Below are 26,462 nucleotides of genomic sequence, written 5' to 3'. Positions count from 1 at the left end.
TTCTTGTTGTTATTCCATGCAAGCCACAGCTCTAAGCCTTCCCCAGCACCCGTGCCATCGCCTCGCCAATCTCCGACGGAGACTTCACCACCGTAATCCCAGCCTCGGTCATCGCCTTCATCTTCTCCGCAGCCGTTCCTTCACCGCCAGAGATGATCGCCCCGGCATGGCCCATCCGACGTCCCGGAGGAGCCGTCTGCCCGGCGATAAAACCAACCACCGGCTTCTTCACATGCTCCTTGATGTACTTCGCCGCAGCCTCTTCCGCCGAGCCCCCGATCTCGCCGATCATGATGATCGCCTCGGTCTCCGGATCCTCATTCAGCAGCTTCAGCGCATCGATATGAGTCGTCCCGATAATCGGATCGCCCCCAATCCCAATCGCCGTCGACTGACCAATTCCACGCGTCGTCAACTGGTACACGGCCTCGTAAGTTAGCGTCCCTGACTTCGATACAATCCCCACCGAGCCTTCCTTATGAATCCGCCCCGGCATGATCCCGACCTTCGCCTTGCCCGGCGAAATGACCCCCGGACAGTTAGGCCCGATCAGCCGCGTCTTCGTTCCTTTCACAAACTCCCATACCTTCACCATGTCGAGCACAGGAATCCCCTCGGTGATGCAGATCACCAGCGGAACTCCCGCAGCCGAAGCCTCCAGAATCCCATCCGCGGCAAACGGCGGCGGCACAAAGATCACCGACACATTCGCGCCCGTCTCCTTCACCGCTTCTTCCACGGTGTTGAACACGGGCCAACCCTCATGCGTGGTCCCACCCTTACCCGGCGTCACTCCGCCCACAACGTTCGTGCCATATTCCGCGCAGCCCTTCGCGTGAAAAGTCCCTTCACGCCCCGTAATCCCCTGCACAATCAGCCGCGTATTCTTATCAACCAGTACTGCCATTACTTGCCACCTTTCGCAGCAGCCACAGCAAGATCCGCGGCTTCCTTCATCGTCTGGCCCACCTGAAAGTTCAATCCTGAATCAGCCAGAATCTTCCGGCCCTCTTCCACGTTCGTGCCCTCCAACCGCAGAATGATCGGTATCTTCACACCCAGCTTCTTGGCGGCGTTCACCACGCCTTGAGCCAGCACATCCACGCGCAAGATTCCGCCGAAGATGTTGATGAAGATCGCCTTCACATTCGGATCGCTCAGCAGAATCCCAAACGCATTCTCAATCTGCTCCTGGTTCGCACCACCACCTACATCAAGGAAGTTAGCGGCGCTTCCACCGGCGTACTGGATGATGTCCATCGTTGCCATCGCAAGCCCGGCGCCGTTCACCATGCAGGCGATCGTGCCATCCAGTTTGATGTAGTTGAGCGCAAACTTCGAAGCCTCAACCTCCAGCGGATCTTCCTCCGCCAGATCGCGAAGCTCCTTCAGATCCTTATGCCGAAACATCGCGTTGTCGTCAAAGTTGATCTTGCAATCGAGCGCCAGCAGCTTGTCATCCTTCGTCGTAATGAAAGGATTGATCTCCATCAGCGTCGAGTCCGTATCGACAAACGCTTTGTATAAGCCCGTCATGAACTTCACAGCATCGTTGATCTGCGTCGTCTTCAACCCCAGCTTGAACGCCAGCTTCCTCGCCTGATACGGCGCAAATCCCACCGCAGGATCGATGTACTCCTTGTAGATCAGCTCCGGTGTCGCACGCGCGACTTCTTCAATCTCCATCCCGCCCGACTGCGAGGCCATAAACACCACCTTCGCCGAAGCCCGGTCAAGCACCAGCCCAAGGTAAAGCTCGCGATCGATCGCCGAACCCTCTTCGATCAGCAGCCTCTGCACCTTCTGCCCGGTAGGTCCCGTCTGGTGCGTCACCAGCTGCATCCCCAGAATCGCCTTCGAAGCCGCATTCGCCTCTTCCAGCGTCCTCGCCAGCTTCACGCCGCCGCCTTTGCCTCGGCCACCGGCATGGATCTGCGCCTTCACCACCACGACCTTGTTGCCCGCGCCAAACAGGCTCTTCGCCGCGACATCGGCCTGCTCCAGGGTTGTCGCCATCTCGCCGCCCGGAACCGGCACACTGTACTTCCGCAGAATCTCTTTAGCCTGATACTCGTGAATTTTCATGAATGCCTTTGGAATTACGCTCGCGCGAGAAGTGTAGCGGACTGCCATAACGCCTCGCAATCGTAACTCGCACAAATGTGCGTTTATCGCGCTGGCCTTACACTGTAAATGTCTAGTCAGCCTGCACATGCGATATGTATGATAGGCGACATAGTCCGACGGGAATATTCCCGGTCGGCACTCGGCCCCCAGCCGCAGCTGGGTCTGATTCGTTCCACTCTCAAACACTCTGTGAACCCACCGCACTTGCTCCAGGCAAAGGTCGGATTCTTGAGTGTTCATCTCGTAAATCCCAGCGACAACTCTTTTGGGACCGCCGTCATCACCCCACGTTGGCTCTTCGTTCTCGCCGCAGCTACTCCTTCCCTCGCAGGCGACCCACTCCTCATCGACGAATCCATCGAGCAAATCGTCCCCGAATCCATCCAGCCAGGAGACATCGTCGGTATCAGCGTCCACACCGGCAATGCTCTCCGCGGCTACGAAGTCGGCCGCATCGCCCGCGAACGCGGTGCCTGGGTCGTCTATGGCGGCATCCACGCTACCCTCTTTCCCGAGGAAGCCTTCGAACGCGGCCACGCCCACGCCGTCGTCAAAGGTGACGGAGACATCGCCTGGGGCCAGGTCGTTACCGAGATCTTCGCCGGCGCACCCACCCAGCAGATCTACGACGGCGGACGCATCGGCGGCACAGAGTTCCTCGCAGCCCGCTGGGACCTCATGCCCCGCGACAAGTACATGTGGGCCTCCGTCCAGACCATTCGCGGCTGCCCTAAGCATTGCTCCTTCTGCAGCGTCTGGCGCACCGACGGCCAGCAGCCTCGTCAGCGCGCCCATCAGTCCGTCATCGACGAGATCGTCAACCTCCGCCAGATCGGCTTCCGCTTCATCGCCCTCGCCGACGACAATTTTTACCCCGTCACCCTCACCGACCTCCGTCTGGCACGCGAGCAAAACAACGAAGCCAAACTCGCAGAGCTGACCGCCATTCGCGCCGAACGCTTCCTCCTCATGGCCGAGCTCGCCAAGCTCCCCAAGGACATGGTCTTCTTCACCCAGATCACCATGGAAGCCGGCGAAGACGGCGAGTACCTTGACGCCATGCGCAAGGCCAACATCAAGGGCGCACTCGTTGGCGTCGAAGCCGTCACCCCCGAAGGCCTCAAGGCCGTCTTCAAAGACTTCAACTACTCCGGCGAAGCCCTCGCCCGCCAGCTTCAGACGTTCAAGAAGCACGGCGTCCACGTCCTCGGCTCCTTCATCTTCGGCCTGCCGACCGACAAGCCCGCCACCTTCGACGCCACCGTCGAGATGGCCCTCAAAGCTGGCGTCACCTTCGCCCAGTTCGTCATGATGACGCCCTTTCCCGGCACCGTCGACTTCAACCGCTGGGAGAAGGAGCAAGCCAAGGCCCCCGAAGTCGTCGCGACCCCAACCGGCGACATCCCCATCACCCGCTACTGGCTTATTCCCACCGCCATCCGTCCCAAGATGTTCACCCCGCACCCAACCATGAGCTCCGTGGAGATCAGCCAGCGCACGCAAAAGGTCTGGGACCGCTTCTACGACTGGTCTTCCATCTGGCAGCGCTCGGCCTGCACCCCAACCCTCCGCGCCCGCGTCGCCTTCATGTTCCTCTCCAAGCTCTACCGCCAGATGTACGCCGGCACCGGCATCTCCACCGACTCGGCCCGCCGCAAGAAATCAAAAACGTGGGCTCGCTGGACCGCCCGCCAGTGCCGCAAGCTCTTCGCCGCAAAGCCCATGCCGGAACTCCGCTCTCCCGCCTGGGATCTCGCCTTCGCCTCCCCCAACCTGCGCCGCCCTGCCTTTCTCGGCCCGCAGCCATCACCCTCTCCGTTTCCCATCATCTCGGAGCCGTGATTTTAGAAGGAAAGCTGCGAACCCAGGTTTTCCGGAAAACCTGGGTGATTCTCCTGTAAAACCCTGCATCTCACTTGAAAGAGGCAACTTTCAGGAAAGGTGTATCGTGGGCCGATGCAGGCATATTCTTTATTGGAACTCGAAGACAGTCTAAAGACCGCTGACGCTAAAGCGGCAACGCGATTGGGCGATGGACCTGGCGTGGCGATCCTCGTTCACAATCCTGTCCATCAACGTCTCATCGAGGCCGCTGCGGTCCAACTCGAACTCTCTCCTATCCTGCTGAGCGAAAACGCTCTTGAGTCCTATCCGCTCGCCGCCTACGAACTGATCGTCGCAGAAGAAGACATCGCCCAGCGTATTCGTTCCATCCTGGCCGCACGCGAAGCCACGGGCGAAGGCGTAAACCCCGCCATCATCGCCGTGCGTCAACGCGAGATGGATACGCCGCTCTCCCTCGACGAACCCGAGCACACCGTGGATGGCTTTCTCAATCTCCCCATGGCTCCTGCCCAGATAGTGGCTCAGCTCAGCGTCACCCTCTACGCCCACCGCGCCTTCGCCCGCCGCTTTCACTCCGCGCTCGAAGAGCTTCAACTCAATCGCAGAATCTTCCGCTCCGTCACCAGCGGAATCTCCGTCGCCAGCACCACGCAACCCGACCTGCCGCTCGTCTATGTCAACCCCGCCTTCGAGGTCATGACGGGCTACAGTCTCGAAGAGGTACACGGAAGGAACTGCCGCTTTCTGCAAGGCAAAGAGACCGACCAGCCCGGTCTCACCCTGGTACGCGAAGCTCTCAAAGATCACCGCGAGATCGTAACCGTCCTCAAAAACTTCCGCAAAGACGGCACTCCCTTCTGGAACGAGCTCTACCTCTCGCCCATTCGTAACCGCGAAGGCAACGTAACCCACATGGTCGGGATCCAGCAGGACGTCACCGCCCGCATGGAGTTCGAAGCCGCTCTGCGCGAGAGCGAAAAGCTCGCGGCAGTAGGTCGTCTCGCCTCCACCATAGCTCACGAGATCAACAATCCGCTCGAGTCGATGATGAACCTCATCTACCTCGCTCAGCACTCGTCGAATCTCGCCGAAACCAAAGAGTATCTCGTCACTGCCGACCAGGAGTTGCAGCGCGTCAAACTCATCACCTCGCAGTCGCTCCGCTTCTACAAGCAGTCCACCAAGCCCCAGGCGATCCTCTGCCAAGACGTCATCGGCTCCGTCATCGACCTGTATCAGTCACGTCTCGTCAACCACCACGTGACCGTCGAGCGGCGCGAACGCTCCACCCAATCCATCGTCTGCATGGAGAGCGAGATTCGCCAGGTCCTCAACAACCTCGTCAGTAACGCAATCGACTCCATGCGCAGTGGAGGCCGCCTCCTGGTGCGCAGCCGCGAGGCCACCGACTGGCACACCGGAGCCACCGGCATCGTCATCACCATCGCCGACACCGGAACCGGCATCAACCCTGAAGCCATGAAGAGCATCTATAAGGCCTTCTACACCACCAAGGGCATCGGCGGCACCGGCCTCGGCCTCTGGATCAGCAGCGAGATCGTCGAGCGTCACCGCGGACGCCTCATGGTGCGCAGCACGCCACGTGGCACTTCAAGCGACCCATCGACCCCCCGCAGCGGAACCATCTTCCAACTCTTCCTCCCCTATCAAGGTTTGTCGTCCTAACGGAGAGGCCAGCCTGACCAGACAGGTCGAGGCACCTATCGCTGACTCGCTGACCTGCTACGCTTTAAATCGATGCCGCCCCAGCCCCACCTCCAGCAGATCCTCGAAGCCCGCACTCCCCTCAACCGCGAGCAAGCCCGCGACCTCATGCAGCAGATCCTCGCCGGCCAGCTCTCCGACCTCGAGATCGCCGCCCTCCTCGGAGCCCTCGCCGCCCGTGGCGAGACCGCCTCAGAGATCGCCGGCTTCGTCGATGTCATGCGCTCCGCCGTCACCCCCATCCCACTCACCGACGCCGAGCGCACCGCCCTTGTCGACACCTGCGGCACCGGCGGAGACGCCAGCGGCACCTTCAACATCTCCACCGCAGCCGCCCTCGTCGCCGCAGCCACCGGGGCCACCGCTGGCGCTCCCCTGATGGTCGCCAAGCATGGCAACCGCGCCGTCACCTCGCAGACCGGCTCTGCCGACGTCCTCGAAGCCCTCGGCATCCCCGTCGACCTCACTCCCGATCAGGCCGCGACTGCACTCCGCACCCACCGCTTCGCCTTCCTCCACGCGCCCAGCCTCCATCCCGCGATGAAGGCCGTCATGCCCGTCCGCCGCGCCCTCGGAGTCCGCACCATCTTCAACATCCTCGGCCCGCTCACCAACCCCGCCGGAGCCTCCGCGCAGGTCATGGGCGTCTACGCCACGCACCTCGTTCCCATCGTCGCCGAAGCCATGTGCCTCCTCGGCACCCGCCACGCCTTTGTCGTCCACGGCAACACCTTCCGCGAAAAAGGTCTTGACGAGATCTCCATCAGCGGCCCCAGCCAGCTCGCCGAAGTCCTCAACGGCGTCATCACCCTCACCACCATTACGCCCGAAGACCTCGGCCTCCAGCGCTCCCCGATCGAAGCCCTTCAGGGCGGAAACGCGCAGGCCAACGCGGCCATCTTTAGCGCCATCTTCTCCGGCGAATCCGGCCCCCGCCGCGAGATCGTCCTGCTCAACGCCGCCGCCGTCCTGGTCGCCGCCGACCTGGCCCTCGACCTCCCTACCGGCATCGTACTCGCCGCCAAAACAATCGACTCCGGAGCCGTCACCGCCCTCATCGCCAGCCTCGGCCTGAAACCGTAATCGCAAGGATCACAATGCCCGGCAGACAGCGCATCTGTTTCATGCTCCAGGTCAAGCCCGACCGCCTCGACGAGTACCGCCGTCGCCACGCCGCCGTCTGGCCCGACATGATCGCAGCCCTCGCACGCACCGGTTGGCACAACTACTCCCTCTTCCTCACTCCGCGCGGCGAGCTCATCGGCTACCTCGAAACCGAAGACTTCCAGCTCGCCCAAAGAAAGATGCGCGACGAGCCTATCAACGCCCTCTGGCAGGCCGAGATGAAGGACTTCTTTGTCGAAACCAACGGCAAAGATCCCGACCAGCTCATGTCCCCCATCGACGAAGTCTTCCACCTCGACTAACGATCCAGCCCGACTCGCCGGAACCAAATCCCCGCTCGATCCGTATCCTCTCCAGCAACTCAGGAGCCTGCTCCGCCATGTCGACCTACCCGCCCCCCGCGAACTCCATCCATCCCGCCTTCGTCACCTCAGCCTTGGAGCTGCCCGGCTACCGCATCGTCCAGAACGTCGGCATCGTCCGCGGCATCGTCGTTCGCTCGCGCAACATCCTCGGCACCATCGGCGCTGGCCTCCAAACCATCGTAGGCGGCGACATCACCATCTTCACCGAGCTCTGCGAAAAGACCCGCCAGGACTCCTACGCCATGATGACCCTCCACGCCGCCCAGCTCGGCGCCAACGCCGTCATCTCCTTCCGCTACGACGCCAACGAGCTCATGAAGGGGGTCACCGAAGTCCTCGCCTACGGCACCGCCGTAGTAGTAGAAAAATCCTGAAGTCGACGGAAAGGAAACACAAGTCACGAAGTGACCGCCTCCCGCGCAGGGAGTCCGTCCGGCAAGACAAAATCTTTCAATAATCTTCAAAGAGATACCGCGAAAACAGATATAAAGTCTAATCAACAAAAAGAATGACCAAGGAGCAAACATGGCCCGAGTCACCGGCATCGGCGGCATCTTCCTTCGCGCACGCGACCCCAAAGCCCTCAGCGCCTGGTACGTCCAGCACCTCGGCATCACCCTCTCCGACTACGGCGGCGCCACCTTCCTCTGGTCCGACGAGATCCCCGCCACCACCGGCATGACCACCTGGTCTCTCTTCGCCGAGGACACCAAGCACTTCGGCAAGGGCAACGAAAAAGGTCCGCAGCAGGCCATGGTCAACTACCGCGTCGACGATCTCGACGGGCTCCTCACCCAGCTCGCTGCCGCCAACGTTCCCATCGACCCCAACCGCGAAAGCGCCGACTTCGGCCACTTCGCCTGGATCACCGACCCCGAAGGCAACCGCGTCGAACTCTGGCAACCACTCGCCGACTAGCTCCTCTCCGCAAAGGAAGATCGCATGCAGACTCTTCAACTCAAAGAAGAAAAACTAGCGCCCAACATTCAGCAGGTAGTCCCCTTCCTCTGGGTCTCGAACCTCGAAGCCTCCCTCCGCTTCTACCTCGAAGGCCTCGGCTTCGAGAAGACGAGGGAGTGGATCGACAGCGGCAAACTTCGCTGGTGCTGGCTCCAACTCGAAGGCGCAGCCCTCATGCTCCAAGAGTACGGCCCCGGCCAGCACCCCTCGGGTAAACTAGGCGAAGGCGTCTCCCTCTGCTTCCAGTGCGCCGACGCCGTTGCCATCTATCGCTCAGCCCTCTCGCGTGGACTTGAACCCCAACGCCCCTTCGTCGGCAACGCCATGTGGGTCACCATCCTCACGGACCCCGACGGTTACAAATTAGACTTCGAAAGCCCCACCACTGCCCCGGAAGAATCCCTCTACGCTGACGCAGACTAGCTTCAGAACACACTGACAATCGTTTCGCGAGCCCTCTAAAACTCTAGAAAACAGTCGAGGACGGTTATCAGACCTCAATATGCAGCGCGTGCCTGCTTGATTATGTCTGCGATAGCCTCTGCATCCGGGGTTGGGAAAAAGCGTTCTTCTGGAAGTTTGGCGATGCGTCCGAGCAAGATGACAAAAGCGCCTGCATGCCCTGGATCGCCGTGCCAGCTAGCGCCTTCGATGATCGCATCGAGTGCCGTAGTGTGGAGTTCCCGAAGCATAGCCGGATCGCGCGACGCCGTTAGCTGGTTGAGCAGCAGACTCGCCTTATTGCGATCAGACCATACACCTGAGAGGAGAAGTGCCTCTACGGGCTCCACAGTCAGCTGGTGTAAGTCAGTCTGCTTGACGGAAGCGAGAACCATTAGTGCCCGGACGGCATTATTGCGAACCTCGGGTTCAGAATCGAGAACAGCATCGGTCAATCCCTGAACTTGAGAGGAGGAGCGTTGGGAGTAACCGAGCAAAGCGGCAGATACCAGCCGCTGCTGGAAATCTGCTGCGTTTTTAAGAACGCGTTCAAATTCTGGAGCTCTATCACGGGCGTAGGCTCTCATGGCAGTCTGAATCTTACGCAATGCAGGGTCCGTGGCGAGGGCATATCCTTTGGAGTCATCCTCGGCGGATGAGCCTCGCTTCGTCGCCAGCATGAGTGCGTCCATCTCGTCCTTATAGAGCCTTAACGCGGCTGGTTGTAAGGAATCGGTCCCCTTTGGGATAGGGTGGAAGGACGGATTTTGTGATGTGGTTCCACCGAGCCCGATATAGACAAGCAGGTGATGGTTCTCGTCGCAACACACGAAGTCGATGTTTGTGGGTTCGTGACCGAGCACTGTTCTAATCCGCTGCTCAAGTAGACCTTGGGTACTTTCCAAGGTTTCGACACTAAGCACCGTACCGATCTGAATCGGTAAAGCCGCCTCGATTGGCTTGATATTGATGCCGCCATAGCCGAAGAAGTTAATCTGCCCGATTGCTGGTATTTCACCTGCGGTCTGCGATCTTGCTGGTACACCGGGCAAGAAGCTGAATGAGGCCGCTAAAGCGAATAGCAGACTCCAGCAGCGAGAAGTATCGAAAGCGCTCATGTGAGGAATGATAGACAATCACATGAAATCTGGCGAAGCTGCCGAGATTTGCTAATTGGTACTACCTACAAGCGCCGTCACGGCTAGCCAATTTCGGCAAAGCGGGTTATCAGATACTTCCAATTCACCAGTTCCTACCTCACACAAAAAACAAAGACCGGCACTCGTCAGAGTGCCGGCCTTTATCACCTCGCTATATCAGACGGATGGAGTCTACTGGAAGGCCTTGTTCCAATTCGTGATCAAATTGGTTACATTCAAGGTTCCGATACCTGTAGCAAAATCCCATCCCGTGTTGCTGTTATAAGCCTTCTCATAGGCTTTGCTTGAGACGGAGAGAACACCGTTCGTTCCCGAAGGGGTATAGCAATTGAACGGTCCCAGGCAGTTGACGTCCATATCGCCCTGCGTCACGTCGTAGAAGGTGCAAGAGCCATCGACCGCGCTGCCCAGCGTCGAGTTGCAAGAGTTATTTCCCTTCCCGCCATACTCCTGCTTGGCCAGTGCGTAGTACACGTAGTTAGGATTGCCCTGCGGCGCTCCAATCGCTTGATCTGCCAACGCCTGGATACCTGCCACGATCGGCGCTGCGAACGAAGTGCCGCCTGCACCCGACCAGTTTGCCGGATCGCCTATGCATGGCGCGCCGCCAGACGGTGTCCCATCCGGAAGATTCGCCGGCTGGCTGTAGCAGAACACATAGTAGTGTCCCCATACTCCGTTGGCGGCGAACAACGACACATCCGGAAGATCCCGAACGCCGTCGCTTGGAACTCCAACCAACCCCTTTTGATAGTTCGGTTTTGCGTAGCCCTTGCAGGTTCCGCTGTTAGCCGCTGTCCCGTCCAGCGGAGAGGTATTTCCGTAGGCGCAGTTGCTCGGTCCGCCGCTGCCGCTCGCTGTCGTCAGGAAGAACTGTTCTCCCTCTGCCGAGTTGCAGAAGCCATTCGCACCATACGGAACGTTGAACCCAACGACGTTCGTAATCAGAGTGCTCGCGCAGGAGTCATTCCACGGAATCTCTGGGATATAAGACTTCGCCGAACCAAAACGCACGGTGTTGTAGTTGCTCGGCTTCCAGTACTGCGAGTTGGTTCCCGCGTACGAGTCTCCAAAGTCCGTTCCACCTACCGAAACGTTGTACGGCGTCGAAGCAAATCCGCTTACCGCAATGCCGAACTGAGCCGTTGGCTGGTCCGCATCGCAGCTTGCCGCGCCTTCGTCGCCCGAGGACACGAACACCGAAACACCCTCCGAAGCAGCCTGCTGATAAGCAGCGTTGTACGTCGCATTGCCGGCCGCTCCCAACCCAGCCTCGCACTCGCCATAGCTGATGCTGATCACTGGCGGAGGCAGCGTCTGATTGATCAGAGAATTGATCGCGAGCAGACCGCCAAACGTCGTCTCCGTATCGGCACACGAAGCCAGAACGATCGCTGCATTCGGAGCCGCGGCGCTCGCGTACTCAGCATCGAGAATCGCCTCGCCGTCGTTTCCAACCAGATCGCCGGGATTCTTGCAGTCGCCCGGATGAATCTGCGTGAACGTGCCCTCCGTGTACGCCGTCAGTAGAAATGTCTTACGGAAGACGTTCCAGTCCGCGGTCGAGTAGACGTTGGTATCTTCAATCACCACAATCGTCTCGCCCCTACCGGTAACGTTTTTCTGGTAGATCGGGTTGAAGTTATAGATCGTGTGCAGATCGTCCGGCACGACCAGTTGGGTATCGGCGTTCACCGTGAAGTCGGGGCTCGCACCAGCTGCCTTCGCGGCTCTCGCCACAACGCTCTTTGAGGTCCCGTCGATCCGCGCCCCGCTGATCCCCTTGTTCGCCGGCTTCGGACGGAAGTCAGTCAACGAAGAGACACCCACAACCACATCTCCCAACGCAGCAGGAATCTGAGGATTCTGCATATTGGCAATGTGAGATTCACCACGCACGTTCAGAGTGTGAATCTCGGTTCGGAACGCACTCTTTACCTGGGCCGCCGTTCCCGAAAAATCGATCATCATGCCGCTCTTCGAGGTTTCGTTCACCTGAAACCCGTGCCCCGTGAGCCACTCCTCAACGGCTGCGACATCCTTTGCGCTCGGCCCATAGTCCTCGCCAAGCTTCTCTGCCGTCAGCCACTGATGAAAGTCCGGGCTGCCTGGCTTGTACATCGACTCGATCTTTGCGTTCAGCGCCGTCTCCCGCTCGGCAGGGCGCTTCAGCAGCATCAGCATGTGGTCCAGCTTCAGTTCACTGCTTACGGCTCCGCGATCGTTCAACGCGTTTGCCTCGTGGCGTACATTGCCCACCAGAGTGATCATCTTGCTCTCGACGACCGGCGTGGTCACCGTCGACCGGGCCGAAACAGACTGTGCTTGAGCCGTCGACAACAGGGAGATTCCTATTGCCGTAAGACAGAAAGACTGCGCCGTGCGGGCGCAAAGAGTACGTAGCTTCATAAAAGTAGCCTCGTTAAATTTGGTTTGCCTGTCTGAAATCTGTTGCGGGAGAAGGTAGGGCTACAACAAACGTGGTATTGCGAGATTTCATCTTTACTGGAAGCTCGACGGTGGATGGATGGTACGGTCGTCCCAACCCTCAGGTCAAGAGTCAAAACCATTTTTGCGTCGGACAAAAAAACTTTGCAAAATCTGCCCCCTCTTTCGAAGCAGAAAAATACGCTGCCCTATCCCCACGTCCGCCACGGTCTCACCACCGAAAAACCACACCCAAACGTTACCTTCTGCCCTCCCCGAGCAACGCGAGACCCATTGCCTCGCCCCAACCCGAGATAAGACATACCCGCCACGAACTGGCCGCCCGGCGCGCAGGAGGCCCGTCCGGCAGGACAGCATCAGTGCTTCGAAACCATCTCCATCACATCCTTCCGCAGCGCCAGCGAGCTGGCCGTGCGCGCGTAGTACATGTGGCCGCCGGGATACTCATGCACCTGCACCCGCGTTGGATCGCCCATTGTCGGAATCTGGCTCACCGTCAGCACCGATCCCATGAACGGGCATGAGAGATCCGCCCATCCATGCGCAATCACCACGCGCAGCTTGGGATCCGTAGCCACCGCGATCCGCAGATCGGTCGCCGAAGCCGATCCCGCAAACGGGCCATTCTGCCCACTCTGGTCCCATGCGCTGTTCACCTCGAACGACAGGGCGTTATAGCGTGCGTCCGTCTTCCAGCCCACAGTGCGGGTCACAAAGTCCACCATCGCCGAAGTCGTCGGAGCAATAATGCTCAATAGAATCGGGTCATTCGTCTGCTGCGTCGGGTTATATGGAAACGGATCGTAGGCCGTCACATTCGGGTCATACCGGCTGCCCAGCTTGCCCGTCTCGCGAAACTCCTCCCGCAAAAACGCCTGCGTCTCCAGCCGCCCGCCCGACTGCTTCACAAACGTCGGATCAAGCCCCGTCAACTCCGTCACCTTCTTCACCAGCCGCGGAGTCGCCTCCGGATCGCTGTTCCCCTTCATCAGATCCACCGCATACTCGCCGCGCGTATAGTCGATCACCGCCGCCATGTTCTCGTTCGTCAGCTTGCCCTGCCGCTCGTAGTTTGCCGCGACGATCGAAGGCAGCGTCAGCATCCACGGTATTGGAGAGAGATCCTGCGAGCCTGTATCCGGAGCCAGCGCAGGCGACACCAGCACCAGCCCATTCATCGCAACCCCGATCTTCGACTGAAGAAAAGCCGTCAACCTCGGCCCCCGGTAGCCGCCATAGCTCTCGCCCACAATGTACTTGTGAGACTGCAGCCGCCCATTCTTCACCAGCCAGTCGTAGACGTTTCGCGAAAGATACTCGATGTCCTGGTCAGGCCCATAGAACTGCTTCTTCGCCTCCTCCAGCGGAACCAGCGACCGCGAAAACCCCGTCCCGATCGGATCGATAAACACAAGATCGGTGAAGTCCAGCCACGTTCCCGGATTATCAGTCAGCGTCGCCGGATCCGATGGGCTCTGCCCCTCCGCGCCAAAAGCCACCCGCTTCGGCCCGATCGCCCCAAGGTTCAGATACACCGAAGCCGCACCCGGGCCGCCGTTGAACGCAAACGTTACCGGCCGATCCTTTCCTTCCACAACATAGGCGGTATAAACCACCTCGCCGCTCAACGCGCCCTTGCTATCGCGCACCGGCAGCGTTCCCACCGTGACGGTATAGTGCAGCGTCTTGCCCTCAAGCTGGATGCTCTGCTCCACATGGGCATCTGCCGGGAGAGGAGGCAGCGCCACCGCAAGACCCGGCGTAGCTGCTGGCTTCGCATCCGCTGCTGCCTTGGTATCCGGGGCCGCCGCTTGTGCCTCCGGCGCATCGGAATTCTTTCGCGGCTGAGCCATCGCATAACCAGAAATCGCCGTAGAAGACACCGCCAGAACACACAACAAAGCCACAAGCTTCGAGAGAGAAAGGGATTGCGTTGAGATCATGACCCAAATTTTACATACAACCCGCGAACTCAACGCAACCCGGACAAATACTTAGGTACTCTCAAGGAAGTAACACGATTCGATTTGGAGAACAGCTTATGCGTAACATCCTCGCCGCCATGACTCTCAGCCTTCTCGTCGTTCCAGCATTCGCCAAACCGAAAGACGCGATCGTCGTTCCTATCAAGACCAGCACCGGCGAAGATGCCGGCACCGCTACCTTCAGCAGCGCAAAGAAGGGCGTCCGCATCAAGCTCGACCTCAAGAACCTTCCCGTAGGCGAGCATGGCGTCCACATCCATGCCAAAGCACTCTGCGACGCTCCCGACTTCAAAACCGCCGGTGGCCACTTCAACCCCGAAAACAAGCAACATGGCTTCCAGAACCCCATGGGCCATCACGCGGGTGACCTGCCGAACAACGTTGTGATCGGCGAAGGCCACCTCGGCCAGGCCACCTTCAAGGTCGACTACCTCTCGCTCGATCCCTCCGCCCCCAACAGCATCCTCGCCAACGGCGGGACCTCCATCGTCCTCCACGAGAAGGCCGATGACATGAAGACCGACCCTTCGGGCAACTCTGGCAACCGCATCGCCTGCGGCGTCATCTCGGCCCCAACGCCCTAAGCCGCAATCAACGGTAGCGCGCACCGAAGGGGAACAAAAGTCACGAAGTGACTGCCCGACGCGCAGGCGGCCGGTCCGGCAGGACACGTGAACCGTCATTGAACCAACCGGAACGCCCATGCGTATAGCAACGCATGGGCGTTTTACACATGGCGATTCCAACGACGAGCCGGATCACCGGCCATAACCCTCCGGCGCGGCGTCTGCCCAGGGTGGCCGCGCCGCACGTCGTCCAGTCCCCCGCGCGAACCTTTCCCAGCTCGCTTCTCCTCCAACAAATCAATCCGACGCCGGCTCCTCGGGGTACACTTCTCCCACCGACAAAATCACTTGAGGCGAAGTTGGAGCGAAACCCCGAACAGGAAGCAGCGCAGGAGGCCCTTGCCAAGCTGGTGCGCCAGTGCATGGCAGGCGACTCGCAGGCCTGGCAGCAGCTGGTCGCCTCCCAGCATCGCCGCATCTACGCCATCTGCTACCGCTTCACCGGCTCAGGCTCCGACGCCGAAGATCTCACCCAGGAGGTCTTCCTCAAGCTCTACAAGAATCTCGCCAGCTTCGACACCCAGAAGGGCAGCTTCCAGACCTGGATCACCACGCTCGCCCGCAACCTGCTGGTAGACCACTTCCGCCGAACCCGCCTGGAACGCGCCTCCGAGTCCCTCGACGCCACCTTTGACGGCGAAGAAGACGGCCCCACCATGGGCGACCGTCTCGCCGATACCCGGCCTTCGCAGGAGCATCATGTCGCCGGCCTCGAGCTGAAAGCCCGCGTCCAGAACGCCCTCAAACAGCTCTCTCCTGAGCTGCGCGAAGCCGTTATCCTGCGCGATCTCGAGGATATGGATTACAAAGAGATATCACAGGTTCTCCGCATCCCGGAAGGCACCGTAAAAAGCCGCATCAGTCGCGGTCGCGGGGAACTTGCAAGGCTATTGCAACGTATAGAAAGTTAGTGGACATAGTGCTAGAGAGAGAGGTGGTTTAGAGTGGCAGACTTCAACCAATTCGGAAGCGTCAAACCCGGCGCACCCGGCGATCCGCAGCACTGCGCGCAATGCGAAGCGATGCTGGTAGACGCGCTCGACGGCACCCTCTCTGTCGCCGACCAGGCCACCTTCGACACCCACATGATCGGTTGCCCCGGCTGCTCGGCCCTGCTCGCCGATGCCCAGCGCGGAGCCGCCTGGATGGAGATGCTCAAGTCTCCCCGTCCCGAACCTCCTGCCGCCCTGTTTGAGCGCATCCTTGCCCAGACCAGCGGCAAAGAAGCCCTCGGAGCCGCCAAGGAAAACAAGGCCCCGATCGTTCTCGGCAGAACCGACTACCTCCGAACACCAACTCCTACCACCCTGCTCAGCTATCCGGCCCCGGTTGGAACGAACCTCGCAACCAACCCCTTCGCCTCTGCCAAGGTTCTTCCCTTCCGCGCCCGCGTCACTTCAGGCCTCCGTTCCTTCGGCCATACCATGCTTCAGCCGCGTCTCGCGATGACGGCTGCCATGGCCTTCTTCTCCATCGCACTCACCATGAACCTTACCGGCATTCGTCTCAGCCAGATTCACGCCAGCGACCTCAAGCCCTCCAGCATCCTGCGCACCTGCTACGAGACCAAAGCGAAGGTCGTTCGCTACTCCGACAACCTTCGCGTGGTCTACGAGCTTGAATCCCGTGTCCGCGACCTGCAGCGCTCTTCGGATGAGGACGGCTCCTCCGGCGCAGCTACCCCGGCAAGCCAGAACAACTCAACCCGTAAGCCTGCAGCCACACAGCCGGACGATCCCAATACTCCGAAGGATCAGAAGCCCGGCGGCCTGCAAAATAATCAGAAGCCCGACCAGAAGCAGAATAGCCCGAAGCCCAACCCCGGCTCCAGCCGCCGCGAGACCCCTAGCGGTGGCCAGATCCAGATGGTGGCATCCGTCCGTACCCAGGCCCCTCCCCCCTTCGCGTCAAAAGCTTTTGCTGTACTTACTCCTAGTGTCTATAAGTTGGAAGGGGGATTGGTATGACTTGCGCAAACCATCCTGATCGTGAACATGTTGCCTTTTGCCAGAACTGCGGCAAACCTCTCTGCCAGGAGTGCACCCGCGTCGTCGGCTCTGCTGTCTTCTGTGAACCCTGCCTCGCCGCCAGGCTAGCTGGCGCTGGTTCTCCTCCGCCTTCGGGCACCTACACCTCCGGCCCCGCAGGCGGCTACACCTACAGCGGAAGCGATGGCGTCATCAACTACAACGTCGCAGGCACTATTCCTCCGCCTCCGCCGCCCGGTGCTCCCAACCCCGGCCTGGCAGCTCTGCTAGGCTTCATCCCCGGCGTCGGTGCCATGTATAACGGCCAGTACGCCAAGGGCGTCGTGCACCTGATCGTCTTCGCGATCCTCGTCAGCCTCGCCGATGAGCATGGCATCTTCGGCCTCTTCATCGCTGGCTGGGTCTGTTATCAGGTGATCGAAGCACACCACACCGCAAAGGCGCGACGCGACGGCACCCCTCTGCCCAATCCCTTCGGCCTCAACGATCTCGGCGAACGTCTGGGATTCGGCAAGTCGTGGCCCGGCACCAGCCACTCTGCCCCAGCGAGCCCTTTCGTTCCCGCCAGCCCATTCGTCCCGCAAGGCACCGCGCCCGACGCCGCTCACACCGCTACGGGCGAGATCCCTTATCCCCCCCCGCCCTCCGGCTACCCCCCACAGCAGCAGCCAACTGCAAGCTGGGGAGCCCCATGGCAAAACTACGCCCCACCCATTCCACCCTACGGAGCACCGACCTACCCCGCTGAACAAGATCTCGCTGCCGCGCGAAACCGTTTCCCCGCAGGCGCCCTCTGGCTCATCGGCCTCGGCTGCATCTTCTTAGTCGGAAACGCCGGCTTCTTTCACCACTTCCCCATCCACAGAATCGTTCCCTTCTTCCTCATCGGTCTGGGAGTCTGGCTCTTCGTCCACAAGATGACGGGTGCCGGCAACGGTCTCGCTGACGATGGCACTCCCGCCTACCAGTACCGGCTCTTCAGCGCCCTGCGCGGCTCCATCTGGGTCATCCTCGTCGGCGTTCTGTTCCTCCTCGACTCCTTCGACATCCTCTCCTGGTCGCACAGTTGGCCGCTCTTCATCATCGTCGCCGGTCTCATGGCAGTCTTTCAGCGTACCTCCTTCAACTCCGCAGCAGCGGTCGCCTATCCCTACCCTGGTCCCCCGGCTCCGCCCGCAGCCGCGCCTCAACCGCCCGTGACCACCGCCAGCATCGTTCCCTCCAACCAGCACGACCAGGAAGGGAGCTAGGTCATGGGAAGCTATCCGCCGCCACCTTATCCGCCACCACCCGGCCCTCCCTACGGAGGGGACTGGAAATATCAGCGCCGCGTCCTCAAAGAGCAGGCCCGTGCCCAGCGCGATGTAGCCCGTGCCCAGCGCGACGCCTACCGCTACCAGGTCCGCAGCCTCCGCCGCAGCTCCATCCTTGGCCCCCTGCTGCTCATCTCCGTCGGCATCCTCTTCCTGCTCGTGCAGACCGGACGTCTCGCAAGCCACCGCCTCTGGGATTTTTACGGTCGCTTCTGGCCCATTCTCTTCGTCGGAGCGGGCGTCATCATGCTCCTCGAGTGGGCCTACGACCAGTACATGCAGTCTGACTCTACCCAACCACGCTACCGCCGTCGTCTCGGTGGTGGAGTTTTCACCCTCCTGCTGATCTTCGGCATCAGTGGCATCGTCTTCAGCGAAGCCCGCTTCCACGGCAACGGCGATAAATGGTTCTACGGCTGGAACTTCAACCAGGACAACATCGACGAGTTCCTCGGCGACAAGCATGAGAGCGATCAGACCCTCTCCCAGGCCTTCCCCGCCAGCACCGGCTTTACCGTCGACAACCCGCGCGGCGACATCTCTATCTCCGGCACCAGCGACGATAACCAGATCCACGTCTCCGTCCACAAAGAGGTCTACACCCGCTCCGACTCCGACGCCGACAGCAAGGCCCAGCGCCTCAATCCAACCCTCAACAAAAACGGCGACAGCCTAGTCCTCTCCGTGCCCGCCATCGACGGCACCCGCGCCGACCTCATCATCACCCTCCCCGCATCCGCACCCGTTACCGTCTCCGCCAACCACGGCGACGTCCATGTCAGCGGCCTCAAAGCCCCGCTTCAGGTCACCGCCAACCACGGCAACATTGAGGTCAGCGCGATCTCCGGTCCCGTCGATATGCACATCAACAACAGCGACTCGGACATCTCCGCCCACAGCGTCAACGGGCCGATCCAGATCCAGGGCCGCGGCCACGACACCACCCTCTCCGATCTCACCGGCCCCGTCGCCATGAGCGGCGACTTCTTCGGCACCACCCACTTCGAGCACATCCGCAGCAACATCAAGTTCCACACCAGCCGCACCGACCTCCAGTTCGCCCGCCTCGACGGCGAGATCGACATCAGCCACTCCGACATCACCGCCAGCGAAGCCGTCGGGCCTCTCACCCTCACCGCCGGCAACCGCAACGTCACCCTCGACCGCGTCGCCGGAGACGTCACCGTCACCAACCGCAACGGCTCCGTCGACCTCACCAGCGCTCCTCCCCTCGGCAACGTCACGGTCGAGAACCGCAACGGCTCCGTCAATCTCAGCCTGCCCGAGCAGGCCAACTTCGCCTACCAGCTCGACGCCACCAATGGCGACATCGAGAGCGATTTCTCCGAGATCAAAATCCCCGACGGCGGCCTGGAGAAGAAGACCATCAGCGGCACCGCAGGCAAAGGCGGCCCGCTCCTTCACATCTCCACCAGCCAGGGCGACATCTCCATCAAGAAGGCGAGCATCATGCCTCTTCCGCCTCTGCCCCCCATGCCCAAGATCACCGCCATACCTCCGATTCCGCCCGAAGCGCGCCAGGCCGTGATCGAAGCTCAGCAGGAGGCGCGTGAGGCCATTCGCGAGGGCAAGCAGGAAGCAGAAGAAAGCAAACGCGAAGCCAGGCAGGAAGCCGATGAAGCCAAGCGTGAAGCGAAGCAGTCAGCCGACGAGGCAAAACGCGAAGCCAAACAGGCAGCCGACGAAGCCAAGCGCAACGCAAAAGACACGAACAAGCCAGATCAGCAATAATAGGACCGGCGCAACCCTCAAGCCCGGCTCCGCGTCTCTTCTCTCCTGAGCGGTCGATCGCCAAAATGAAAGATCGGCGACAGCAGAAGATACAGAAGCACGGCCTGCAGAAAAGGTCAGCGCGCAAATCATAGAAGAGCATGGCGTCTTATGCCGGAGCGGAAGCGACACTCCCAGTAACGCGTCCACAATTAGGTAACCAGGCAAAAGGAGATCAAATGGATAAGGAGATCGAGGCGATCATCGCCCGTGAAGCTGGCGAAGGAGCAATAGAGGAAGATGACTCCATCGACGAGCTGATCGCCCTTGAAGACGAAGAGACCGACTCCTACAGCGAAGCAGATGCACGGGAAGAGAAGATCGAGCTTGAAAACGACAGCATCGACACCCTGGTAGACGAGAGTCAGGACGTCTCCACAGAGGGTACCGACGATGGCGGATGGGACCACAACTAACCTAAAATCTCACATCCACATAAAACCGGGGCCCATCTTCGCGACGGTTTTATCGTCGATAAGGTGGGCATTCGAGCGAAGCTCGAACCGCTTTGAGGCAGCTTCTTCCAATCGGCGAAACGAACATGCACATTCGAGCAATGCTCGAAGCTTCTTCACTCAAACTCAGAACATCTCGCCCGTCCAGCCAACGAATCATCGGCAGTTGCGTCCAAACCCTCGATACACTGTGGGGTCGAGTACCTCAACTCAGGCCCCGCAGGACGATATCTCGACTCCGTACAAAGGAGAACTGGATGGCCACCAGCACCACTCTCACCTCAGCCACCGAACTCGCTACAAAGAACAAGTCACACCTCCCCAATGAGAGCCCGGAGTACCGGAAGGCGCGCAACTCCCTCCTCGCCGAAGAGATCGAGCTCAGACGACACATTGAGCGCGTCGCAGAGCTGCGCCGTGCACTACCCCTGGGCGGCACCGTGCCCGAGGACTATCTCCTCGAGGGCGAAAAAGGGTCAGTCCATCTCTCCGACCTGTTTGGCGACAAGCAGACCCTCATCATCTACAGCATGATGTTCGGCCCACAACGCCATCTGCCATGTCCGGTCTGCACCTCGTTCCTCTCCGGGTGGAACGGAGCCGCAAGGAACCTCCGCGAGCGCGTCGCCCTCGCGGTCTTCGCGCGCTCGCCCATCCAGCGGCTTCTCGACTTCAAAAAAGATCGAGGCTGGGAGAACCTGCAACTCTACTCCGACACGAGCGGCGACTACACCCGCACTTACGTCAGTGCCGATGATGGAGACGTTCCAGGGTTGAACGTCTTCACCCGCCGCGATGGCGCCATCCGCCACTTCTGGGGAGGCGAGATCAGTGGCGAGATGGCTGACCCCGGCCAGGATCCACGCGGCGCCCCGGAGATCGACCTGCTCTGGACCTTCCTGGACATCAGTCCCGAAGGCCGCGGCACCGACTGGTATCCAAAACTCGAGTACGCCTCCGTCCCACTGACAAACATCAAATGAACCCGCGAAACTCAAGTCGAGCCTATAACCCATCCAGCCATCCGCTGCTTGCGCCGTAAGAGCACTCGACGGCGTTGGCTCCCGAGCAAAGTAGTATCAAATAGAATTGAATCGCTTCGTCCTTCTCTCCATCTTTCCCAGAAGACACCACTTCCGTCATCGTCTTTATCAGCTTTTATCGCTTCAATCACTGTTACGCCTTACCCCAAGCAGAACTCCCCCAGTTCAATACCCCTCGGAGCACCTGTGCCGATAGCACCATTGGGCTCAACTACAGGACGTGACTCGATAAAGACGTCGGAGCGAGTCATGACAATCACGTTTTAGTAAAGTTCTGCTCATGCGACACCAAATCACCCCACAGAATCTCAAACGAAGAATCCTGAAAGACGCGCTTCGCAAAAATGAAGACCGCGATGCCGCCTTTCGGCGCATCATCCGTTCCATTCCCAAGGGAAAGGTCTCGACCTACGGCAAAGTCGCTGCGGCGGCCGGCTATCCCCTCTACCACCGGGCAGTGGCCAAACTGCTGCGCACCGCCTCCCTTACCGGACTACCCTGGCAGCGCATCGTAGGTGCCGGCGGTGAGATCAAGCTGAAAGGCGAAGCTGCAGCCGAGCAACGCTTTCGTCTAGGCATGGAAGGCGTGAAGTTTCGAGGCAAGCGCGTCAACATGGAAGTCTACGAACACGCTCTCCGCAGCTGGGAGACAGTCGACTAGCATCCCTGCAACTGAGATCCTGCTCCTCATCCTCATCTCGACCTGACTTACCCTTTCCCAATGTCGAAGAAACAAGTCGACGACGCAATATGGCGAAGGAACCAGGGCGAAGCTTCTATGTCTAAGAGCTATCCGAAGCTACGGCCCCTCCGAAGAATCCCAAAAGGCGCCGCAATCCTTCCGCAATTAGGCGAAAGAACTGCCAATCACCATCGAGATGCACTCAACCACCACCCAGGCACCACGTTATCAACCACGTTTTGCAGCAGAAAAATCGTCCACTTCATCCTGGAAACCCAAGAGAATCATGCCTAAAGGCTTGAAGCAAACCCATAAAACCAGAAATCGACCACAACTCACCACAAACACCTAAGACTGGTTTTATCCACAGACTATTGGTCTGACCTCAGCTATTGACTTCATGCTCTCCAAAGTAGAGGGGGTTGAGAGAAACATAGGCAACATTGAAGTAATTCAAGAATAAAAAAGCCCCATCCTCGAAAGGATGGGGCTCTGTATTATGCCGGCGATCACCTAATCTCCCACACACTTACGCGTGCAGTACCATCGGCCCAACGAGGCTTAACTTCCGTGTTCGGGATGGGAACGGGTGTGACCCTCGCGGTAAACTCACCGGCAAACTTTTGAAATCTCGCTCTCGCGATCTTCCACAACTGAATAGATTGGGATTAGACGTTTGTTGCTTTTACTGCGTATTTTCCAAAAGATATAACTACAAAGCTTGTATTGAATGACTCCAGAACAGTGGACTTTTTCACTGCGCAGAGTAAATTCTATGGACAAGCCGAACGGGCGATTAGTACTGGTAAGCTACATGCATTACTGCACTTCAACCTCCAGCCTATCAACCTAGTGGTCTTCTAGGGCCCTTCATTTCCCTTTTGGGTTGGGAGATCTCATCTTAGAGCGTGCTTCCCGCTTATATGCATTCAGCGGTTATCACAACCGAACTTCGCTACCCAGCCGTGCCCTTGGCAGGACAACTGGAACACAAGAGGTTCGTCCATCCCGGTCCTCTCGTACTAAGGACAGCCCTCTTCAAATCTCCTACGCCCACAGCAGATAGAGACCGAACTGTCTCGCGACGTTCTGAACCCAGCTCACGTACCACTTTAATCGGCGAACAGCCGAACCCTTGGAACCTTCTACAGCTCCAGGATGTGATGAGCCGACATCGAGGTGCCAAACCGAAGCGTCGATATGAACTCTTGGCTTCGATCAGCCTGTTATCCCCGGCGTACCTTTTATCCGTTGAGCGATGGCCCTTCCATACAGAACCACCGGATCACTAAGGCCTGCTTTCGCATCTGCTCGACTTGTAGGTCTCGCAGTTAACCACACTTATGCCTTTGCACTCGACGGTCGATTTCCAAACGACCTGAGTGTAGCTTCGCGCGCCTCCGTTACAATTTAGGAGGCGACCGCCCCAGTCAAACTACCCGTCTTACTATGTCCCTCTCCCAGATAATGGGAGCAGGTTAGAATCACAACAATCGCAGGGTGGTATCTCACCGTTGGCTCCACCGAACCCAAAAGTCCGGTATCAAAGCCTCCCACCTATCCTGCGCAGCAATGGCCGTAACTCATAGTAAAAGTATAGTAAAGGTGCACGGGGTCTTTTCGTCTAGCTGCGGGTAACCGGCATCTTCACCGGTACTACAAGTTCGCCGAGCAACTCGTTAAGACAGTCGAACGATCGTTACTCCATTCGTGCAGGTCGGAACTTACCCGACAAGGAATTTCGCTACCTTAGGACCGTTATAGTTACGGCCGCCGTTCACCGGGGCTTCAGTTCAAAGCTTCGAGCTTGCGCCCTAACCTCTCCCTTTAACCTTCCGGCACCGGGCAGGAGTCAGCCCCTATACGTCGTTTTTGACTTTGCAGAGACCTGTGTTTTTGTTAAACAGTCGCCGTTCGCGTTTCACTGCGGCCCTTCTGGGCTTGCACCCTGAAGGGCGACCCTTCTCCCGAAGTTACGGGTCTAATTTGCCGAGTTCCTTAACAAGCTTTCACTCGAGCGCCTTTGGATATTCTCCTCGTCTACCTGTGTCGGTTTGTGGTACGGTTCCCAATTCCTCTCCTTAGAGGTTTTTCTTGGCAGCATGAAATCAGCAGCTTTCAGCCATACGGCTTACTGCTTTACGCCTCACTGTTAAGACTCTCCGGATTTGCCTAGAGAATCCAGCTTACGCGTATCGAACCCCATAGCCATAGGAGGTCCTGCTTATCCTTCTGCGTCACCCCATCGTAATAACGAGATATTGGGAGGTCCGGAATATTAACCGGATTTCCATCGCTTACGCCTTTCGGCCTCAGCTTAGGGACCGCCTAACCCTGAGCGGATTAACCTTCCTCAGGAAACCTTAGACTTTCGGCGTGAAGGGTTCTCACCTTCATTATCGCTACTTATGCCGGCAGGGTCTCTTCTGTAATGTCCACGTATCTTCCCAGTTACGCTTCATCCACGACAGAATGCTCTCCTACCACGCACACCTTATGGTGTGCATCCGCTGCTTCGGTATACAGTTTTAGCCCCGTTGTATTGTCGGCACCGGACCGCTTGACCAGTGAGCTATTACGCTTTCTTTAAAGGATGGCTGCTTCTAAGCCAACCTCCTGGCTGTCTGAGCGTTCCGACTTCCTTTCCCACTTAACTGTAATTTTGGGACCTTAGCAGGCGGTCTGGACTGTTTTCCTCTCGACTGTGAAGCTTAGCCCCCACAGTCTGACTCCCGGGCTGGTTGTGATCGGCATTCGAAGTTTGATTAGATTCAGTAAGCCGGAAAGCCCCCTAGTCTATCCATGTCTCTACCACCGATCCAAATCACCCGAGGCTAGCCCTAAAGCTATTTCGGAGAGAACGAGCTATAACGGAATTTGATTAGCCTTTCACCCCTACCCTCAGCTCATCCGAGCTTTTTTCAACAAACACCGGTTCGGTCCTCCAGTGAGTGTTACCTCACCTTCAACCTGGCCAAGGGTAGATCATCCCGCTTCGCGTCTATTCCTGCCAACTTATCGCCCTATTCAGACTCGCTTTCGCTGCGGCTCGCTCACGCTTAACCTTGCTGACAAGAATAACTAGCCGGCTCATTATGCAATAGGCACGCGGTCAGACATTCCCTTACGGGCATAGTCCTCCCACTGCTTGTAGGCACACGGTTTCAGGTACTTTTCACTCCCCTCAATGGGGTGCTTTTCGCCTTTCCCTCACGGTACTGGTTCACTATCGGTCAGAAACGAGTATTTAGCCTTACGGGATGGTCCCCGTGGATTCAAGCAGGGTTTCTCGTGCCCCGCCTTACTCAGGTACCTGCTTCGAGTCTGGATCGCTTTCGTCTACGGGTCTGTCACCCTCTTTGGATCTCCTTTCCAGAAGATTCGACTAGCAACCAGATTGGTAACTCTACTTTTGCAGGCCCTACAACCCCCGAACTACCGAAATAGTACGGGTTTGGGCTGTTCCGATTTCGCTCGCCACTACTATCGGAATCGAGGTTTCTTTCTCCTCCTGGAGGTACTGAGATGGTTCACTTCCCTCCGTTCGCCTGTTCCAACCTATGAATTCAGTTGGACATACCCAGGTTTTACCTGGGTGGGTTTCCCCATTCGGAAATCTCCGGATCAACGCGTGTGTGCCGCTCCCCGAAGCTTATCGCAGCTTGCCGCGTCCTTCATCGCCTGTTTCTGCCAAGGCATCCACCGTGCGCCCTTAGTAGCTTGACCATAGAATTTACTCGCACGCAGCAGAGTGACAACCTCTGCAACATAGAGCTATCTACGTTTGATATAGTCCACGCCTGTGTCGTACAACCGTCATCTCAATTTGCGAGAATCAGGTCGGTAACACGAAAATTATTCTAAAGACACTCAATACTGACGACAGCGTCGCAATCAGAAACAACCTGAAAGCTAGCTGCTCAGCCTTGTAGTTATATTTACCCAATCTATTCAGTTGTCAAAAATCATGGAGCGATTCGCATTACTGCGTTATCACTTCGCACCCTTAGGCGGCTCGAGCATTCCTGCTCAAGGTTCAACCTCCGCACTCGCAGAGACTCAACCTCAAGCAGACATCGCTTGAATTACATCGAACATTCCAATCGAGAAGTATGGTGGAGCTGACCGGGATCGAACCGATGACATCCTGCTTGCAAAGCAGGCGCTCTCCCAACTGAGCTACAGCCCCATACGTTTCAGTGTATCCGAAACTTGATAAAGATGGTGGGCCTGGGTAGATTCGAACTACCGACCTCACCCTTATCAGGGGTGCGCTCTAACCAACTGAGCTACAGGCCCGACTCTACAGCACCAAATCTTAAAACTTGGCGCGCAGGCTGCTCTGTTGTTGACTCCGAAGAATCAAGAATCGAGCTCTCTCGA

General features: G+C 58.6%; 20 protein-coding genes, 2 tRNA genes and 2 rRNA genes. 15 read left to right on the top strand and 9 right to left on the bottom strand.

The genetic code is table 11. The features are described from left to right. Positions 1-31 precede the first annotated feature (31 nt). Together sucD and sucC are read right to left on the bottom strand one after the other, a co-directional pair. A complete protein-coding gene (gene sucD, locus GSQ94_RS02915) occupies positions 32-907 on the bottom strand; it encodes a succinate--CoA ligase subunit alpha (RefSeq protein WP_158941802.1) in 876 nt (291 codons plus the stop codon). Continuing rightward, entirely contained in the window at positions 907-2,085 is a 1,179-nt protein-coding gene (gene sucC, locus GSQ94_RS02910) for an ADP-forming succinate--CoA ligase subunit beta (RefSeq protein WP_158941801.1), read from the bottom strand. Before sucC ends, sucD begins: the two co-directional genes overlap by 1 nt. Before the next feature lie 270 nt (positions 2,086-2,355). On the opposite strand from sucC, the gene GSQ94_RS02905 reads away from it, so the two are divergent. The 7 genes from GSQ94_RS02905 (at position 2,356) to GSQ94_RS02875 (ending at position 8,570) form a co-directional block, all read left to right on the top strand. Then, entirely contained in the window at positions 2,356-3,969 is a 1,614-nt protein-coding gene (locus tag GSQ94_RS02905) for a radical SAM protein (RefSeq protein ID WP_158941800.1), read from the top strand. A 99-nt stretch (positions 3,970-4,068) separates the two neighbouring features. After that, on the top strand, positions 4,069-5,658 hold the full coding sequence (locus tag GSQ94_RS02900; RefSeq protein ID WP_254063578.1) for an ATP-binding protein: 1,590 nt from the start codon (positions 4,069-4,071) through the stop codon (positions 5,656-5,658). A 72-nt stretch (positions 5,659-5,730) separates the two neighbouring features. After that, positions 5,731-6,780, top strand: a complete 1,050-nt coding sequence (gene trpD / locus GSQ94_RS02895; RefSeq protein ID WP_158941799.1) for an anthranilate phosphoribosyltransferase — start codon at positions 5,731-5,733, stop codon at positions 6,778-6,780. A 14-nt stretch (positions 6,781-6,794) separates the two neighbouring features. Continuing rightward, positions 6,795-7,124: an L-rhamnose mutarotase gene (locus GSQ94_RS02890; protein ID WP_158941798.1), complete on the top strand. Its 330-nt coding sequence runs from the start codon at positions 6,795-6,797 to the stop codon at positions 7,122-7,124. 77 nt (positions 7,125-7,201) lie between these two features. Beyond that, the gene (locus GSQ94_RS02885) at positions 7,202-7,561 is read left to right on the top strand and encodes a YbjQ family protein (protein WP_158941797.1); all 360 of its coding nucleotides are present in this window, start codon (positions 7,202-7,204) and stop codon (positions 7,559-7,561) included. A gap of 151 nt (positions 7,562-7,712) precedes the next feature. Continuing rightward, positions 7,713-8,105, top strand: coding sequence for a VOC family protein (locus tag GSQ94_RS02880; protein ID WP_158941796.1), 393 nt, complete (start codon positions 7,713-7,715; stop codon positions 8,103-8,105). A gap of 24 nt (positions 8,106-8,129) precedes the next feature. Next, a complete protein-coding gene (locus tag GSQ94_RS02875) occupies positions 8,130-8,570 on the top strand; it encodes a glyoxalase/bleomycin resistance/extradiol dioxygenase family protein (protein ID WP_158941795.1) in 441 nt (146 codons plus the stop codon). Positions 8,571-8,644: 74 nt separating this feature from the next. On the opposite strand, the gene GSQ94_RS02870 is transcribed toward GSQ94_RS02875, so the two are convergent. From GSQ94_RS02870 to GSQ94_RS02860, 3 genes are all read right to left on the bottom strand, one after another. Beyond that, positions 8,645-9,706, bottom strand: coding sequence for a hypothetical protein (locus GSQ94_RS02870; protein WP_158941794.1), 1,062 nt, complete (start codon positions 9,704-9,706; stop codon positions 8,645-8,647). A 213-nt stretch (positions 9,707-9,919) separates the two neighbouring features. Then, positions 9,920-12,157, bottom strand: a complete 2,238-nt coding sequence (locus GSQ94_RS02865) for a protease pro-enzyme activation domain-containing protein (RefSeq protein WP_158941793.1) — start codon at positions 12,155-12,157, stop codon at positions 9,920-9,922. Positions 12,158-12,552: 395 nt separating this feature from the next. After that, positions 12,553-14,049 (bottom strand): S10 family peptidase, encoded by a 1,497-nt coding sequence (locus GSQ94_RS02860; RefSeq protein WP_158941850.1) that lies wholly within the window; start codon positions 14,047-14,049, stop codon positions 12,553-12,555. Between the two features lie 188 nt (positions 14,050-14,237). On the opposite strand from GSQ94_RS02860, the gene GSQ94_RS02855 reads away from it, so the two are divergent. The 8 genes from GSQ94_RS02855 to GSQ94_RS02820 all read left to right on the top strand — a co-directional run bounded on the left by GSQ94_RS02855 (position 14,238) and on the right by GSQ94_RS02820 (position 22,058). Then, on the top strand, positions 14,238-14,765 hold the full coding sequence (locus tag GSQ94_RS02855) for a superoxide dismutase family protein (RefSeq protein ID WP_158941792.1): 528 nt from the start codon (positions 14,238-14,240) through the stop codon (positions 14,763-14,765). A 134-nt stretch (positions 14,766-14,899) separates the two neighbouring features. After that, positions 14,900-15,718, top strand: a complete 819-nt coding sequence (locus GSQ94_RS02850; protein WP_158941791.1) for an RNA polymerase sigma factor — start codon at positions 14,900-14,902, stop codon at positions 15,716-15,718. 33 nt (positions 15,719-15,751) lie between these two features. After that, the gene (locus GSQ94_RS02845) at positions 15,752-16,774 is read left to right on the top strand and encodes an anti-sigma factor (protein WP_158941790.1); all 1,023 of its coding nucleotides are present in this window, start codon (positions 15,752-15,754) and stop codon (positions 16,772-16,774) included. Next, positions 16,771-18,045: a LiaI-LiaF-like domain-containing protein gene (locus GSQ94_RS02840; RefSeq protein WP_158941789.1), complete on the top strand. Its 1,275-nt coding sequence runs from the start codon at positions 16,771-16,773 to the stop codon at positions 18,043-18,045. Before GSQ94_RS02845 ends, GSQ94_RS02840 begins: the two co-directional genes overlap by 4 nt. Positions 18,046-18,048: 3 nt before the next feature. Then, positions 18,049-19,860, top strand: a complete 1,812-nt coding sequence (locus GSQ94_RS02835; protein ID WP_158941788.1) for a DUF4097 family beta strand repeat-containing protein — start codon at positions 18,049-18,051, stop codon at positions 19,858-19,860. A gap of 218 nt (positions 19,861-20,078) precedes the next feature. Next, complete coding sequence (locus GSQ94_RS02830; RefSeq protein WP_158941787.1) at positions 20,079-20,315, top strand: hypothetical protein; 237 nt, start codon at positions 20,079-20,081, stop codon at positions 20,313-20,315. 296 nt (positions 20,316-20,611) lie between these two features. Next, the gene (locus GSQ94_RS02825) at positions 20,612-21,337 is read left to right on the top strand and encodes a DUF899 family protein (RefSeq protein WP_158941786.1); all 726 of its coding nucleotides are present in this window, start codon (positions 20,612-20,614) and stop codon (positions 21,335-21,337) included. Between the two features lie 340 nt (positions 21,338-21,677). Further along, positions 21,678-22,058 carry an MGMT family protein gene (locus GSQ94_RS02820; protein ID WP_174240871.1) on the top strand — a complete coding sequence of 127 codons (381 nt, stop codon included), beginning with the start codon at positions 21,678-21,680 and terminating at the stop codon, positions 22,056-22,058. Between the two features lie 521 nt (positions 22,059-22,579). On the opposite strand, the gene rrf is transcribed toward GSQ94_RS02820, so the two are convergent. The 4 genes from rrf to GSQ94_RS02800 all read right to left on the bottom strand — a co-directional run bounded on the left by rrf (position 22,580) and on the right by GSQ94_RS02800 (position 26,378). Further along, a 5S ribosomal RNA gene (rrf, locus tag GSQ94_RS02815) occupies positions 22,580-22,696 on the bottom strand. 158 nt (positions 22,697-22,854) lie between these two features. Further along, positions 22,855-25,805 (bottom strand): 23S ribosomal RNA (locus GSQ94_RS02810). A gap of 387 nt (positions 25,806-26,192) precedes the next feature. Further along, positions 26,193-26,268 (bottom strand) — tRNA-Ala (locus GSQ94_RS02805). 33 nt (positions 26,269-26,301) lie between these two features. Continuing rightward, positions 26,302-26,378: transfer RNA gene (locus GSQ94_RS02800), tRNA-Ile, on the bottom strand. Positions 26,379-26,462 lie beyond the last annotated feature (84 nt).

It is taken from the genome of Granulicella sp. S190 (assembly GCF_009766095.1).
In the GTDB taxonomy this organism is placed as follows: Bacteria; Acidobacteriota; Terriglobia; order Terriglobales; family Acidobacteriaceae; genus Edaphobacter.
This window is presented reverse-complemented; position numbering and strand designations above follow the sequence as displayed.

Excerpts from the sequence above, each read along its gene's own strand:
- GSQ94_RS02860 (WP_158941850.1), bottom strand. The coding sequence starts at position 14,049 with ATGGCTCAGCCGCGAAAGAATTCCGATGCGCCGGAGGCACAAGCGGCG.
- GSQ94_RS02875 (WP_158941795.1), top strand. The coding sequence starts at position 8,130 with ATGCAGACTCTTCAACTCAAAGAAGAAAAACTAGCGCCCAACATTCAG.
- GSQ94_RS02885 (WP_158941797.1), top strand. The coding sequence starts at position 7,202 with ATGTCGACCTACCCGCCCCCCGCGAACTCCATCCATCCCGCCTTCGTC.
- GSQ94_RS02890 (WP_158941798.1), top strand. The coding sequence starts at position 6,795 with ATGCCCGGCAGACAGCGCATCTGTTTCATGCTCCAGGTCAAGCCCGAC.
- GSQ94_RS02870 (WP_158941794.1), bottom strand. The coding sequence starts at position 9,706 with ATGAGCGCTTTCGATACTTCTCGCTGCTGGAGTCTGCTATTCGCTTTA.
- GSQ94_RS02855 (WP_158941792.1), top strand. The coding sequence starts at position 14,238 with ATGCGTAACATCCTCGCCGCCATGACTCTCAGCCTTCTCGTCGTTCCA.
- sucD (WP_158941802.1), bottom strand. The coding sequence starts at position 907 with ATGGCAGTACTGGTTGATAAGAATACGCGGCTGATTGTGCAGGGGATT.
- GSQ94_RS02830 (WP_158941787.1), top strand. The coding sequence starts at position 20,079 with ATGGATAAGGAGATCGAGGCGATCATCGCCCGTGAAGCTGGCGAAGGA.
- GSQ94_RS02820 (WP_174240871.1), top strand. The coding sequence starts at position 21,678 with ATGCGACACCAAATCACCCCACAGAATCTCAAACGAAGAATCCTGAAA.
- GSQ94_RS02880 (WP_158941796.1), top strand. The coding sequence starts at position 7,713 with ATGGCCCGAGTCACCGGCATCGGCGGCATCTTCCTTCGCGCACGCGAC.
- GSQ94_RS02835 (WP_158941788.1), top strand. The coding sequence starts at position 18,049 with ATGGGAAGCTATCCGCCGCCACCTTATCCGCCACCACCCGGCCCTCCC.
- GSQ94_RS02840 (WP_158941789.1), top strand. The coding sequence starts at position 16,771 with ATGACTTGCGCAAACCATCCTGATCGTGAACATGTTGCCTTTTGCCAG.
- GSQ94_RS02850 (WP_158941791.1), top strand. The coding sequence starts at position 14,900 with ATGGGCGTTTTACACATGGCGATTCCAACGACGAGCCGGATCACCGGC.
- sucC (WP_158941801.1), bottom strand. The coding sequence starts at position 2,085 with ATGAAAATTCACGAGTATCAGGCTAAAGAGATTCTGCGGAAGTACAGT.
- GSQ94_RS02825 (WP_158941786.1), top strand. The coding sequence starts at position 20,612 with ATGGCCACCAGCACCACTCTCACCTCAGCCACCGAACTCGCTACAAAG.
- GSQ94_RS02865 (WP_158941793.1), bottom strand. The coding sequence starts at position 12,157 with ATGAAGCTACGTACTCTTTGCGCCCGCACGGCGCAGTCTTTCTGTCTT.
- trpD (WP_158941799.1), top strand. The coding sequence starts at position 5,731 with ATGCCGCCCCAGCCCCACCTCCAGCAGATCCTCGAAGCCCGCACTCCC.